Source organism: Pantoea dispersa, from assembly GCF_014155765.1.
GTDB lineage: Bacteria > Pseudomonadota > Gammaproteobacteria > Enterobacterales > Enterobacteriaceae > Pantoea > Pantoea dispersa.
The window spans coordinates 228,606-241,423 of record NZ_SCKT01000001.1 but is presented as its reverse complement, the minus strand read 5'-3'; the positions used below and the strand labels follow the sequence as shown (position 1 = coordinate 241,423).

At 59.0% G+C, this 12,818-nt stretch carries 11 protein-coding genes and 1 pseudogene; 1 reads left to right on the top strand and 11 read right to left on the bottom strand.

All coding sequences use genetic code 11. The features are described from left to right. Positions 1 to 7: 7 nt before the first annotated feature. From H7K56_RS01185 to rluF, 5 genes are all read right to left on the bottom strand, one after another. Positions 8 to 982 (bottom strand): ABC transporter permease, encoded by a 975-nt coding sequence (locus H7K56_RS01185; protein WP_150361869.1) that lies wholly within the window; start codon positions 980 to 982, stop codon positions 8 to 10. Continuing rightward, positions 975 to 1,988, bottom strand: coding sequence for an ABC transporter permease (locus H7K56_RS01180; RefSeq protein WP_150361868.1), 1,014 nt, complete (start codon positions 1,986 to 1,988; stop codon positions 975 to 977). The genes H7K56_RS01185 and H7K56_RS01180 overlap by 8 nt, the downstream gene beginning before the upstream one ends. Then, positions 1,985 to 3,508, bottom strand: coding sequence for a sugar ABC transporter ATP-binding protein (locus H7K56_RS01175; RefSeq protein ID WP_150361867.1), 1,524 nt, complete (start codon positions 3,506 to 3,508; stop codon positions 1,985 to 1,987). Before H7K56_RS01175 ends, H7K56_RS01180 begins: the two co-directional genes overlap by 4 nt. Continuing rightward, the gene (locus tag H7K56_RS01170) at positions 3,498 to 4,484 is read right to left on the bottom strand and encodes a sugar ABC transporter substrate-binding protein (protein ID WP_058774665.1); all 987 of its coding nucleotides are present in this window, start codon (positions 4,482 to 4,484) and stop codon (positions 3,498 to 3,500) included. The genes H7K56_RS01175 and H7K56_RS01170 overlap by 11 nt, the downstream gene beginning before the upstream one ends. A gap of 265 nt (positions 4,485 to 4,749) precedes the next feature. After that, positions 4,750 to 5,631, bottom strand: coding sequence for a 23S rRNA pseudouridine(2604) synthase RluF (gene rluF, locus H7K56_RS01165; protein WP_150361866.1), 882 nt, complete (start codon positions 5,629 to 5,631; stop codon positions 4,750 to 4,752). A 228-nt stretch (positions 5,632 to 5,859) separates the two neighbouring features. On the opposite strand from rluF, the gene H7K56_RS01160 reads away from it, so the two are divergent. Continuing rightward, complete coding sequence (locus tag H7K56_RS01160; RefSeq protein ID WP_150361865.1) at positions 5,860 to 6,528, top strand: MmcQ/YjbR family DNA-binding protein; 669 nt, start codon at positions 5,860 to 5,862, stop codon at positions 6,526 to 6,528. Here H7K56_RS01160 and H7K56_RS01155 read toward each other — a convergent pair. From H7K56_RS01155 to H7K56_RS01130, 6 genes and pseudogenes are all read right to left on the bottom strand, one after another. After that, entirely contained in the window at positions 6,512 to 7,456 is a 945-nt protein-coding gene (locus H7K56_RS01155) for a metallophosphoesterase (protein WP_150361864.1), read from the bottom strand. The genes H7K56_RS01160 and H7K56_RS01155 overlap by 17 nt on opposite strands. Before the next feature lie 12 nt (positions 7,457 to 7,468). After that, complete coding sequence (locus tag H7K56_RS01150) at positions 7,469 to 8,287, bottom strand: carbohydrate ABC transporter permease (protein WP_150361863.1); 819 nt, start codon at positions 8,285 to 8,287, stop codon at positions 7,469 to 7,471. Next, positions 8,284 to 9,194 (bottom strand): annotated as a pseudogene (locus tag H7K56_RS01145) (carbohydrate ABC transporter permease). Before H7K56_RS01145 ends, H7K56_RS01150 begins: the two are co-directional and overlap by 4 nt. 10 nt (positions 9,195 to 9,204) lie before the next feature. Continuing rightward, a complete protein-coding gene (locus tag H7K56_RS01140) occupies positions 9,205 to 10,482 on the bottom strand; it encodes an ABC transporter substrate-binding protein (RefSeq protein ID WP_150361862.1) in 1,278 nt (425 codons plus the stop codon). A 27-nt stretch (positions 10,483 to 10,509) separates the two neighbouring features. After that, positions 10,510 to 11,613 carry an ABC transporter ATP-binding protein gene (locus H7K56_RS01135; protein WP_104092962.1) on the bottom strand — a complete coding sequence of 368 codons (1,104 nt, stop codon included), beginning with the start codon at positions 11,611 to 11,613 and terminating at the stop codon, positions 10,510 to 10,512. A gap of 156 nt (positions 11,614 to 11,769) precedes the next feature. Continuing rightward, on the bottom strand, positions 11,770 to 12,735 hold the full coding sequence (locus H7K56_RS01130) for a sugar-binding transcriptional regulator (protein ID WP_021506007.1): 966 nt from the start codon (positions 12,733 to 12,735) through the stop codon (positions 11,770 to 11,772). Between the last annotated feature and the right edge of the window lie 83 nt (positions 12,736 to 12,818).

The following is a 12,818-nucleotide window of genomic DNA, read 5'->3' as shown; positions in this document are numbered from 1 at the left end:
ACTCTCCTCAGACAGGGCGACGCGCACGCAGCGCACCCACGGTCAGTACCACAAAGATCAGTGCGCCGGTTGCCACCTGCTGCCAGTAAAAGTTCCAGCCGACCAGCAACAGTCCGTTGGCGATGAAACTCAGCAGCACGACACCCAGCAGCGTACCCGGCACATTCGGGCGGCGCGAAGGCGTGAAGGTCGCGCCAATAAAGCTGGCACCGATGGCATTCAGCAGATAGGCATTGCCCGATAACGGTACCCAGGCTTTGACATTGGCGGCGAGAATTAACCCGACGATACCGGCGACCAGTGCACTGAATATGAATGCCAGCGCGGTGAGACGTTTGACCGCCACGCCAGAATGATGCGCTACGCTGAGCTGTTCACCCATCATGCGCAGTGCGCGACCGCTGGCGCTGCGGTGCAACAGTTGATACAGCACCAGCACCACGCCCAGCAACAGCCAGAGCGGTAGTGGAACGCCAAGTAGCGTGCCGTGACCAATAGCGGTAAAACCCGCCGGCAGCGTCTGGCTTAGCAGATAGACCGGCTGCCCACCGTTGGAAGACAGTTGCTGTACGCTCTGACCAATAAACAGCGTGCCAAGCGTGGCGAGAAACGGCTCAACGCCGAGTTGTGTCACCAGAAAAGCGTTGAACACGCCTACCAGCAGTGCCGCCGTCAGCGCACCCAACAGCGCCAGCGGCAGCGCGACCTGATGCAGTACCAGCGTCACCAGCACCAGGCAGGCGACATCAATCGCCGTACCGACGGACAGATCGATCGCGCCGATACGCGTGACCAGCGTCATGGCCAGCGCCACAATCGCCAGCGGTGCGACATTATTCAGCAGCACGCTACGAATGTTGGCGACAGTGGCAAACGCGGGCGCGGCGATGATGAAAAACAGCAGCAGCGCAACAAAGGTCAGCACCATCAGGCTGCGCAACAGCCCCGGCACTTTTTTACCGCTCAGGCTCAGTTCAGACATGAGATGCCCTCCCCGCCTGACGGCGCCGCAGTAGCGCGGTCAGCGCCACAACCAGCAGGATGAGCACACCCTCGACGCCGTTAATCCAGTAACTTGAGACGTTAACCAATTGAAAGCCGTTGGCTATCAGACTCAGAAACAGCGCGCTGATCAGTGCACCGCCCAGGGTCGGCACCAGGCGACGCGAAAACACCACGCCGAGCAGCGCGGCGGCAATCACCATCAGCAGATTGTCGTTAGCGCCCGGCGAACTGCCGCTGAGCAGCGCCACCGAGGCAATGGCTGCCAGTGCAGCGCTGAAGCCGCACAGCACATAACTCAGACTTTGATAGCGCGCCACGCTAATGCCCGCCGCGTTGGCGGCCTGCGGATGGCTGCCCACCGCCTGCAGGCGCAGGCCAAACGCGGTGAAACGACTGAGCCCGAGTGCACTCAACGCCAGCAGCAGAAATCCCCAGCCGAGCCAGGAAACGCCCAGCGGTCCGCTGGCTATCAGCAAGTTTTGCAGCGCGCTGCTGGCGGAAATCGACGCGTTTCCGCTCAGCACCATCTCCAGTCCCATGGCGATGTTCATGCTGGTCAGCGTCGCCAGCAGGGGCAAAATACCAAGCCAGACAATCGCCAGGGCATTGAATATCCCCACGGCGATGCCGGTGAGCAGCGTGAGCAGCAGCGCATAAGTGACAGAGTGTTGCTCAGCGATCTGCTCCGCGAATACCGCGGCACACAACCCCATATTAGCGGCAATGGATAAATCAATGCCGCCGCTAATCCCCTGAACACCGCCACCGCTTAGCACCAGCGTCAGACCCAGCGCCAGCGTTCCCACCACCGCCGTTTGCTGCAATACGTTACCAAGGTTGATCACGCTGAGGAAAATAGGCGACAGCCAGGCAAATACCGCCAGCACCAGTACAATAATCAGCAGCGCGACGTGCTGCAGCCACGGCTGCCCCTGCGGTTTGCCTGCCGCCGTCACCACCGCCGGTTGGCTCAGTTCACTCATAGGATTTGCTCCGTCAATGCGCCCGTGCCGGAAGCCAGGGACAGAATCTCCTGGTGACTGGTGTGCCGGGCGGACAGCGTGGCGACCTGCTCGCCGCGCGCCAGCACAATAATGCGGTCGGCGAGCGTTTGCAGTTCCAGCAGATCGGTGGAAAACAGGATAATCACCGCCCCGGCGGCCGCCAGCTGCTGCAGGGTTTGATAAATGGCGGCCTTGGCGGCAATGTCGACGCCAACCGTGGGCTCATCCAGCAGATAGAGCGTGGCGTGGGTGTTGAGCCATTTCGCCAGCACCGCTTTTTGCTGATTTCCGCCGGATAGCTGACGCAGCGGTGCCAGCTGGCCCGGTGTGCGGATCGCCAGCTGGCAGATGTTGTCCGCCACCAGCGCGGTCTCGGCGGTTGCAGAGACGCCGCCCCAGCGCAGCAGGCGCTGCACGGTCGTCAGGGTGATATTGTCGCGCAGGCTCACATCGAGCGCGATGCCGTTGGCGCGGCGATCTTCCGGCACCAGCGCGATGCCACGTTTCACCGCGGCATGTGGCGAAGCCGGTACGCCGTGCGTCTCACCTACGCGCAGCGTCCCGCTCACGCCACGTTCCAGACCAAACAGTGCGCTGATTAACGCCTTCCCTCCGGAGCCCAGCAGGCCGGTAATGCCAACGATCTCGCCACGTCGTGCGCTGAAACAAACATTGTGAAAGCGACCCGGCGCGCTCAGGGCGTCTACGGTCAGCACCGGCTCGCCGTCAGGTGGCAGACCGCGCGGTGCAATCGCCTGCTGCGTCTCACCGATCATGGCATTAACCAGCGCCTGCGGAGAAAGGGCGTCGCCGGTAAAATGCGCGACGTCTTTACCATCGCGCAGCACCGTAACCCGCTGGCACAGCGCCTGTATTTCATCGAGATAGTGAGAAACGTAGATCAGTGCGATCCCCTGCTGACGCATACGTTCGATAACGCGAAACAGCGCCTGCACCTCGTGGCGCGCCAGCGCGGCGGTCGGTTCATCCAGCACCACCACGCGCGGCGCGCGCTGTAATACGCGACAGATCTGCACCAGTTGCTGTTCCGCCACGCTTAACCCGGCGATCAGCGCATCGGGATCGATCTGCAGATCGAAGTGCTGTTGCAGTAGCTGCCGCGCCTGCTGCCGCATACGCCGGCGATCGATAAACGGTGTGCTGCCAATCCGTGGCTCATTACCGAGCAGCAGCGCTTCCGCCACCGTCAGCGTGCCGGGCAATAGCCGCTCCTGATGAACAATGGCGATGCCCTGCTGTTGTGCCTGAGCCGGACTGGTCAACACCAGTAGCCGGCCTTCCAGCGTCACGCTGCCCTCATCGGCGGCGTGGATGCCGCCCAGCACTTTGATCAGCGTCGATTTTCCGGCTCCGTTATGCCCAATCAGCCCATGCACTTCGCCGGCGTGGACATCAAGCGATACCGCTTGCAGCGCGGGAATGCCGTCAAAGGCTTTACTGATCTGGCGCAGTTGCAGTCGCACTGTCTTATTTATCATCGCTCTGGCCCAGCGTTTGCTGCGCCTGCGCCGCATTCTCTTTGGTGACCAGAATGGCCGGAACATAGGTGGCAGGCGGAAGTGAACGATCGCCGGCAAGGTATTTCGCCACATTTTGTACCGCAGTCTGTCCGATCAGATAGGGTTGCTGCGCCACCACCGCCGCCGCGCTGGATTTCGGATCTTTCACCAGCGAGACCACGTCCGGGCTGCCGTCCACGGCGTAAGTTTTGATTTCACTGCGACCGGCAGCATCAACCGCCTGAGTGGCACCAATCTGCGGTACGTCCCATGCCGCCCAGATAGCCTGTACTGACCCTTGCGGATACTTGTTAAGCAGCTGACTAATCTGCGCATAGGCATCCTGCACGGTATTGGGAATTACGTCGCGCAGTTCGGGCTGAATGATTTTAATTTTCGGATACCATTTCAGCACGGCTTTTAACTGGTCATAGCGCATCGCCACCACCGGCACGCCATAAAAACCATTAAACACCAGAATATTGCCTTCGCCGCGCAGATCATTGACCAGTTTTAATGCCAGCTGCTCGCCAATATAAAAGTTATCGGAGGTCGTGACGTTAATACTGGATGGGCTGGCGGTATCCACGGTAAATAAGGGAATGCCGGCGTCGCGAATTTTTTTCAGCCAGGGTTCCAGCACTGAGGCGGTGCCCAGCGTTTCAATAATGGCATCCGGTTTTTGTGCAATCAGCGTTTGAATTTGCGCGATCTGCTGTGACTCTTTGCGTCCGCCATCCAGCGCGATAGGCGTGCCACCCAGCCGCTTTACTTCATCAATTTGTCCCTGATAGGCTTTCAGATCCCAGTAGTGATCGGTACCGGCCACGGTAATACCGATACGTTTACCGGCCAGTGAGGGAATGGATGCATCAGCGGCGCGAGCGTGCAGCGACAAGCCGGCGAGCAGCGATGCAGAGGCCAGTAATAGTCCGGCCAGGCGGTGTTTATGCATTGTTTATATCCCTGGAAAAGGTTCAGCTAAATAAGGTGAGTGACGCCTGCTATTCGGCGTATAGCTGAAAATTATCACAGTCACTATTTATCCCTAATGCCATTTTCTCCTTTGGATATGCAGCGGATTTGCATATTGATTGCGTGAAAAAGCATGACCGGGCGCAGATATTCTGACGCCCGGTTATAAATAATAAAAACGTGGCTGGAATGAAGGCGTGCGGCGCTAAAGATACGTGATGGTCGCGGGCGCCGCGGGTGTGATTTTAACGCCCTTTTTTCTTGCGTCCCGGCTGGGTAAAGCGCTTGCGGTTAGCGCCCTGACCCGCTTTGTCACTCTGTTTCGGTGCGCTGACGGCCGGTTTTTTCGCGGCGGGCGTCGCCGCTTTCTTCTTCGCCTGCGCCTGCTGCGTTTTTTGATCTTCTGACGACGAATCCTCAATCAGCTTAAACAGGTCGATCAGTTCATCGTCCGTCAGATCGCGCCACTCACCGAGCGGGATACCTTTCAGGCTCACGTTCATGATCCGCGTGCGCTCCAGCTTCGTCACTTCATAGCCAAAGTGTTTGGCCATGCGGCGAATCTGCCGGTTCAGTCCCTGCACCAGGATAATACGAAATACAAAGGTCGACTCCCGCTTCACTTTGCATTTTTTCGTCACTGTGCCGAGCATCGGTACGCCCGCCGCCATACCGGCAATAAACTCGTCGGTGATCGGCTTATCCACCGTGACCACGTACTCTTTTTCGTGATTGTTACAGGCGCGCAGGATTTTATTCACCAGATCGCCTTGATTGGTGAGGAAAATCAGCCCCTGCGAGTCTTTATCCAGCCGGCCAATCGGGAACACGCGCTTACTGTGGTTGACGAAGTCACCAATGTTGTCACGCTCGCCCTCTTCCATGGTAGTGACAATGCCCACCGGCTTGTTGAGGGCGATTAATACCAGATCGTCTTCGTTGCGCGGTTCAATCAGCCGCCCGTTGACTTTGACCTCATCCCCGGCGAACACCTGCGCACCGACGCTGGCGCGTTTGCCGTTAATGAAAACGTTGCCTTGTTCGATGTAACGATCGGCGTCACGGCGCGAGCAGATTCCGCTCTCGCTGATGTATTTATTCAGGCGCGTGGATGAGTTGGGCAGCATGGTTCCTCCGAAAAAAAACGGACTATACAGCATGTGCGCGCGTTGCGTAAGGCTGGGTTAAGCGTCCGGTGGCGGTTGTTCTTTGCGGTGTGATAGGGCGAAAAAGCGGTGCCGGGTGTCATAGCGATTTATGGCACATAAAAATCCCTCCTGTCGGTTAAAATAGCCCGCACGCCCCTGAGCAAACTCCGGGTATTCTGAACACCTCTCCGTTAACCAGGCATGAAAATGTACAACGTAAATCATCTTTTCGTCAGCCGGGAAATGAATGTGAAAAAGCTGCTGGCTTACGGTTTCCGCAAGGATGGGCAGGATTACGGCTACCGCTGTGATGTGATGAATAAGCAGTTCACCCTGCATGTAAACATCACTACTCAGGGTGACATTGCCGCCACCATTATCGATAAAGTCACAGGAGAAGATTACATTCTTCACCGTATTACTTCTGCCACCGGTGCCTTTGTGGGGCAGGTTCGTGAAGAACATGACGCTATCTTGCTGGATATCGCAGAAAAATGTTTCCCGCAGAAGCATTTCAAAACAGCGCAGGCCGATGCGATTGTTCAGCACTTAAAACAGCAATATCAGAGTGAGCTGGAATTCTTATGGCCGCGCTTTCCTGAAAACGCCATCTTTCGCCGCAAAGATAATCAAAAGTGGTTCGGCGCGCTGTTGACGATTCACAGCAGCAAGCTGGGCCGACCGGATGATAGCCTGATTGAAATCGTCAATATTAAAGTCTCGCCGCAGGCGATCGCTTCGCTGGTCGATGGCGAGGTATATTTCCCGGGCTACCATATGAACAAAAAGCATTGGGTCACCCTTTGTCTGGATGGATCAGTCCCGACGGCCGAGGTTTTGTTGCGCATTGACAACAGTTTTAACCTGGCCGGCTAGCCATCGGCGCGGCACCGTATACCTCTTCGCGGCTGATTTCGCCGCCCCATCCGCTCAGCCGCAACGTCTCGCCCGTCAGTTCCACCACCGCAAAGGGCACGCGCGACGGGCCATCCAGCATCCCCTGCAGGGTTATAAACACGGTATCCGCACGGCGGTGATAGCCGCCACGGTGATCGTGGCCGGCAAAACAGGCGCGCACGTCATAGCGGCAGAACAGCTCTGCCAGCTGCGCACCGTTGAGCAGACTGTGGCTGTAGCCCGGTGCCAGCGGATAATGCCCGAACACCACCACCTGCTGGCCGCAGGTGCGGGCCTCAATAAGCTGCGTTTCCAGCCACGCCAGCTGCGTCGCACCGACTGCGCCATTCCACGGCTGCGCCTGCGGTTGCTGGCGCGCCTGTAAATCAGCCAGCAGTGCGGCCGCGCGCTGGCGATCGTCGCCGTTGTGTTGATTGCAGTACAGGCTGATATCGTTGCCGTCGTAGACAATAAAGCGCCAGCCCGGCAGCTGAAAGGCATAGTAACTTTTTGGCAGCGGCAGCGCGTCATCGAGGTGCTGCGCGATGGTCTGGGCGTCGTGATTCCCCAGCACCACGGCATGCGGATGGAGTAGCCGATCGTAGAGCGGCAGCAGCGTGGCATAGCTGGCCCAGTGGCGATCCACCAGATCGCCGAGCGTAACGACAAAATCCAGCGGCTGCTGATTGAGCGCGGTTATCGCCTGCGGCAGCTTATGCAGCGCATGACGATAGTAGAGATTCGCCGCGACATCCGCCTCAACGTCAGCATATTGCGGATCGGCCAGCAGCCCGAAGCGCAGCGTGCCGTCGAGCGGTGCCGCGCGTAAATCCGGTAACTGATACAGCTCAGCGACATCACCCAGCCGCTGGCGTTGCGCTGCGGTTAGCGCATGGGCATATCCCATCTCTGGCTCTCCTTAGCGAATACCGGCACGCATGAATGAATGAATAAACTGTCGCTGGAACAGCAAAAACAGCAGCAGCAACGGCAAGGTGGTCATCAGCGTTGCTGCCCCAATCAGCGCCCACTGCACGCCCTGCTCCGGCGCGGAAAACAGCTGCAGCCCGACGGTTAACGGACGCACCTGAACCGAGTCGGTGATCACCAGCGGCCAGAGAAAATCGTTCCAGTGGAAGCTGATCGAGACCAGCGCGAATGCCGCATAGATTGGCTTTGCCAGCGGAATGTAGATGTGGCGCAGAATGTAAAACCGGCTGGCTCCTTCAACGGTTGCCGCCTCTTCCAGCACCAGCGGAATGCTTTTGAACGTCTGCCGCAGCAGAAAGATGGCGAACGCCGAGGCAAAGTACGGCAGCGCAATGCCGGTCAGGGTATCGCGCAGCCCGAGCGCGCTGATGGTGCGGTAATTATTCAGAATCAGCACATCCGGGCTGATCATCAGCTGCAGCAGAATCAGCGCGAAGAGGAAACCGGAAAATTTCAGGCGGAACCGCACCAGTGCATAAGCGGCCAGCGTGGCCAGCACCAGCTGGACCACCACAATCATCAGCACCAGCAGCGTGGTATTGAGGAAGTAGCGGGCAAACGGTGCCGCGTGCCAGGCATTGATGAAGTTCTCCAGCGTCAGCGGCGCCAGCAGTGAAAAGTGCCCCTGGCCGGCGGCCGGATGAATGGCAATCCACAGCGCTACCAGCATCGGCATGCTCCACAACAGCGCGGCCAGCCAAATCAGCAGGTTGAGCGCAAAACCGCCCGGAGAGGATGCAGCTTTCATTGATAATGGGCTCGCTTATCCAGCAGATGAAATTTGATCAACGCAATCGATCCGAGGATCACCAGCAGCACCACCGTCATGGCCGACGCGGCTGGCATGTCCCAGAAACTGAACGCGGTACGATAGATATAAAACAGCAGCAGGCTACTGCTGTTGTTCGGGCCGCCGTTGGTCATAGCAATCACCTGATCGACAATGCGGAAGGCGTTCATCGAGGCGTTGATCAGCACAAACAACGTGGTAGGCAGCAGTAGCGGCCACTGCACGCGGCGGAAAAAGTAACGGCGCGATGCGCCTTCAATCGCGGCGGCTTCGCTGAGGCGCGGATCGATCTGCTGCAGGGCGGCGAGATAAAAGATCATGAAAAAGCCCGCCTCGCGCCATACCGAAACCGCCATCAGGCAGTACAGCGTGGTATCCGGCTCGCCGAGCCAGTTGACCGCCGGTAGCGAAAACCATGCCAGCAGGCTATTCAGGATGCCAAGCTGCGGCGTGTAGAAAAACAGCCACAGGTTGGCGATGGCGATCATCGGCAGCAGCGACGGAATGAAGAAGGCCGCACGCACCAGCGCGTTGCCGCGCAGCCGACGATTGACCGCCAGCGCCATCAGCAGCGCCAGCGTCACCGCCAGCGGAATGGTGATCAGCGCATACAGCAGGTTATTCCACAGCGACTGCATAAAATGTCGTCATCCAGCAGCGCGCGATAGTTATCCAGCCCGACAAAATGGGCCGGATGCGAAGCGCGCGCGGCGCTGAACAGGCTCTGCCACAGCGTGGCCAGCGCCGGATAATGGGTAAACAGTAGCAGGAAGCTGAGCGCGGGCAGCAGCAGCAAATAACCGCTGAGCTGCAGTGACCACCCGCGCGGGCGCAGCGTGGCGGCGCTGCCAGAGAATGAACTCATCACGCGGCCGTCACTGATAGTTTTTCAGCAGGCGGTCAGCCTGTTTCTGCGCATCGGCCAGCGCCTGGGCCGGGGTTTTGCTCTGCGTCACCGCTGCTTCTATGGCGTGATTGAGCGCGTCCTGAATCTGCACGCTGTTGTAGGTCGAGAGCTCCGGCTGAGCATATTTCAGCTGCTCACGCGCCACCAGTGCCTGAGGCACCTGCTGCACATAGGCTTTCATTGCCGCCGTGTCCCACGCTGCTGGCGAGGTGGCGACATAGCCGGTAGCGATACTCCAGCGCGCGGCCTGTTCCGGTGCGGTGACCCAGCGGATGAAGCGCATCGCCGCCTGCTGCTGCGCCGGTGAGGCGCTTTTGAACACGTACAGGTTGCCGCCACCGGTCGGGCTGCCGCGCTGGGTTTTCTCCGGCAGCATGGCGACGCCAAACGGGAAGGTCGCGTTGTCACGCACGTTGGTCAGGTTGCCGGTGGTGGTGACCATCATGGCCGTTTTACCACTGATAAAGTCCTGCGGCGTGGTGCCCCAGGCAATCGCGCCTTTCGGCGAGACTTCCTCTTTCTGGCCGAGGTCGGTCAGCCACTGCAGGGTTTCCACGTTGCCCGGCGTGTTGAAATACACGGCGTTGCCCTTGCCGTTATCCAGCCGTCCGCCATTGGTGGCTGCCAGCCCCTGGAAATTCCAGTAGCCGTTCGGCGTGGAAGGGATCTCAATGCCCCACTGGCTGACGCCGCTGGCCTGTTTCAGCGTCAGTTTTTTGCTGAATGCCACCACCTGCTGCCAGGTGGCGGGCGGTGTATTCGGATCGAGACCGGCTTTCTCAAATGCCTGTTTGTTCCAGTACATCACCACAGTTGAGCGCTGAAAAGGCACGCCCCACACTTTGCCCTCAATGCGACGCAAAAAGGCCGGATAGAAGCTGTCGATCCACTGTTTGCCCTCTTCACCCGTGGCTAAATCACTGGCGGCGACAATGGCACCGGCATCCATCAGCGACCAGGCTTCAATATCGCCCATCACCGCCAGCTGCGGTGCGTTACCGCCGCGAAACGCCGTCAGCGCTTTGGTCACGGTGGTGGCGTAATCGCCGGTGTAGACCGGCTGAATGCTGATCTCAGGGTGCTGTTTTTCAAAATCCGCCACCAGGGCTTCCACGGTGTGGCTGACTTTACCGCCGACCGCAATCGGATAGTACATCTGTAACTTCACCGGCTCAGCAGCAAACACTGACGCGGAGGCACACAGCATAACGACACAAGCCAGAGGCGAGAAACGGATCGCAGACATGATTTTCCCTTGAATAAACGACAACGGTTAAACAGCGTATTTTTTCTCAGCGAGCAACATCGGGTGTTCAGCAGCGACACAGCGCTGGCCGCTGGTGGTGGAAAACAGGTATTGCCGGCTGGTGGACCACTGCAGGCCGACCAGGCTGTCATCCGTGAAGCGCTGCAGGCCGGGCACTTTGACGGTCAGTGATTCCGTGATGCCGGGCAACCGACAGACCAGCAGCGTGTCCGCGCCCATGTATTCGTAGCTCACTACCCGCGCACTCAGCGCGGCCTGCTGCGGGGCGACCAGCTGGATATCCTCCGCGCGCAGGCCCAGACTCAGCGCCGTTTCGCCGGCATAGCTCAGCAGCGGTGTGCTGAGATGGCTGAGGTAGTGATGCGCGCCTTTGCTGTGCAGTGGCAGGATATTCATTGGCGGTGCGCCAATAAACTGCGCGGCAAAACAGCTCGCCGGCTGGTTGTAGAGCTGGTCTGGCGTGCCGTGTTGCTCAATGCGGCCATCGTTGAGCAGAATGATGTGATCGGCCATGCTCATCGCTTCGGTCTGATCGTGGGTGACGTACAACATGGTCAGCCCGAGCTGCTTTTGCAGCGCGCGGATTTCGCGCCGCATGCTCTGGCGCAGTTTGGCATCCAGGTTGGATAACGGCTCATCCATCAGACACAGAGTATTGTTGGCGATCACCGCCCTGCCCAGCGCCACGCGCTGCTGCTGGCCGCCGGAGAGCTGTGAAGGCAGGCGCGCCAGCAGCGGTTCCAGCTCAAGCAGTGCGCTGACCTGCGCCAGCCGGGCGGCAAACTGTTGCTTATCTTCACCGCGCGCCTTCAGGCCAAACAGCAGATTCTCCCGCACGCTCAGGTGAGGAAACAGCGCGTAAGACTGAAACACCATCGACAGATTGCGCTGCGCCGGTGGCAGAGGCGTGACGTCGGTGTGATTGAAATAAATGCGGCCGCTGTCGGCCGTTTCCAGCCCGGCGAGGGTGCGCAACAGCGTCGATTTACCGCAGCCTGAAGGCCCCAGCAGTGCGACGAAACTGCCTTGCGCCACGTCGAAGCTGATATCCTGCAGTGCGATTTTATCGCCCCAGGTTTTGGTGATGTGTTGCAGCGAGAGATGGCTCATGCATCCGCAGTCCTGAAATCAGAATGGCGGTAAGCTAGCTGAGGCGGATGAAAGATTTATGGCGCTGACGTGACGGTTGAGTGATGGACGGCGACCTGGCGCAGAATCCCCCTCACCCGGCGCACCCGCAGGCCGCGCCGGGCAGGCGCTTATGCGTTACTGCGACATGCTCAGAATGGTGCGGATGTTCTGCGCCGTGGTGGCAATGATGTCGATAGCGCCGGTGCGCAGCGCGCCGAGGATCGCCATGGCTTTGGTGTTTTCAGCGGCAATGGCAATCACGCAGGGAATTTTACGCAGCTCATCGATACTCAGGCCAATTACCCGGTCGTTCATCACCGTATCCACGTGCTGGCCCTGGGCATTAAAAAAATCATAGCCGGCCACATCACCGGTCACGCCCTGATTGACGCTGGCATCAATGATCTCATGCGGTGTGAACCAGCCGAGCTTCACCATATAGCTGTTTTCGTTCATGTCGCCGATGCCCACCAGTGCCACATCCGCTTTGCGCGCGCGGTCGAGCGTCTCTTTGATGGTGCCGTTTTGCATGAAAGCGTCGCGCAGCGCCCGGTTTTCGACGTAAGCCGGGGCGTACAGGGTTTCGCTGATGCCGCCAAACTTTTTGGCCAGCCGGCGGCTGATGTGGTCCGCGTTGATGGCATCCCCCGGACGATGGGTGCCGCCGATGCCGCTGATAAACAGGCAGTTGCGCGTCGGCACCTGACCGGGATAATCGGCGACGGCCGCCACGTTGCGCCCCTGACCCACGGCGACAATGGCGTTGTCTTTCAGCGACTGCGCGAGATGCGCCGACACCAGCGCCGCCACCTGACGCCGCTGCTCGTCGCTGTCTGGCGAATCGAGGGCAATCAGCGCGCGCTGCAGATGAGGAAAGCGCGTCTGCAACTGCTGTTCCAGCCGCGTACTGAACACCGGATGGTAGCGCACATTGATCTCGACGATGCCCTCTTCACGCGCGCGTTTCAGCAGTCGCCCCACCTTAATACGGGAAATCCCAAACTTACGCGCAATCTCCTCCTGGGTGATTTCGTCCTGATAGTAGGCGACGGCAATTTCCGTCAGCAGCTCGGAGTCCTGAGAAAGCGTGTTTTTTTCCATCCGTTACCTGTCTTGTATCGTCGTGCGGAGTGCTCAGCAGGGAGTTATATCATTGATGCGACTCGCTTCGCCAGCCAGCAACG

Coding starts and splice junctions, on each gene's coding strand:
- H7K56_RS01155 (WP_150361864.1), bottom strand. CDS start 7,456: ATGGGATATGCCCATGCGCTAACCGCAGCGCAACGCCAGCGGCTGGGT.
- H7K56_RS01150 (WP_150361863.1), bottom strand. CDS start 8,287: ATGAAAGCTGCATCCTCTCCGGGCGGTTTTGCGCTCAACCTGCTGATT.
- H7K56_RS01160 (WP_150361865.1), top strand. CDS start 5,860: ATGTACAACGTAAATCATCTTTTCGTCAGCCGGGAAATGAATGTGAAA.
- H7K56_RS01130 (WP_021506007.1), bottom strand. CDS start 12,735: ATGGAAAAAAACACGCTTTCTCAGGACTCCGAGCTGCTGACGGAAATT.
- H7K56_RS01170 (WP_058774665.1), bottom strand. CDS start 4,484: ATGCATAAACACCGCCTGGCCGGACTATTACTGGCCTCTGCATCGCTG.
- H7K56_RS01185 (WP_150361869.1), bottom strand. CDS start 982: ATGTCTGAACTGAGCCTGAGCGGTAAAAAAGTGCCGGGGCTGTTGCGC.
- rluF (WP_150361866.1), bottom strand. CDS start 5,631: ATGCTGCCCAACTCATCCACGCGCCTGAATAAATACATCAGCGAGAGC.
- H7K56_RS01175 (WP_150361867.1), bottom strand. CDS start 3,508: ATGATAAATAAGACAGTGCGACTGCAACTGCGCCAGATCAGTAAAGCC.
- H7K56_RS01135 (WP_104092962.1), bottom strand. CDS start 11,613: ATGAGCCATCTCTCGCTGCAACACATCACCAAAACCTGGGGCGATAAA.
- H7K56_RS01180 (WP_150361868.1), bottom strand. CDS start 1,988: ATGAGTGAACTGAGCCAACCGGCGGTGGTGACGGCGGCAGGCAAACCG.
- H7K56_RS01140 (WP_150361862.1), bottom strand. CDS start 10,482: ATGTCTGCGATCCGTTTCTCGCCTCTGGCTTGTGTCGTTATGCTGTGT.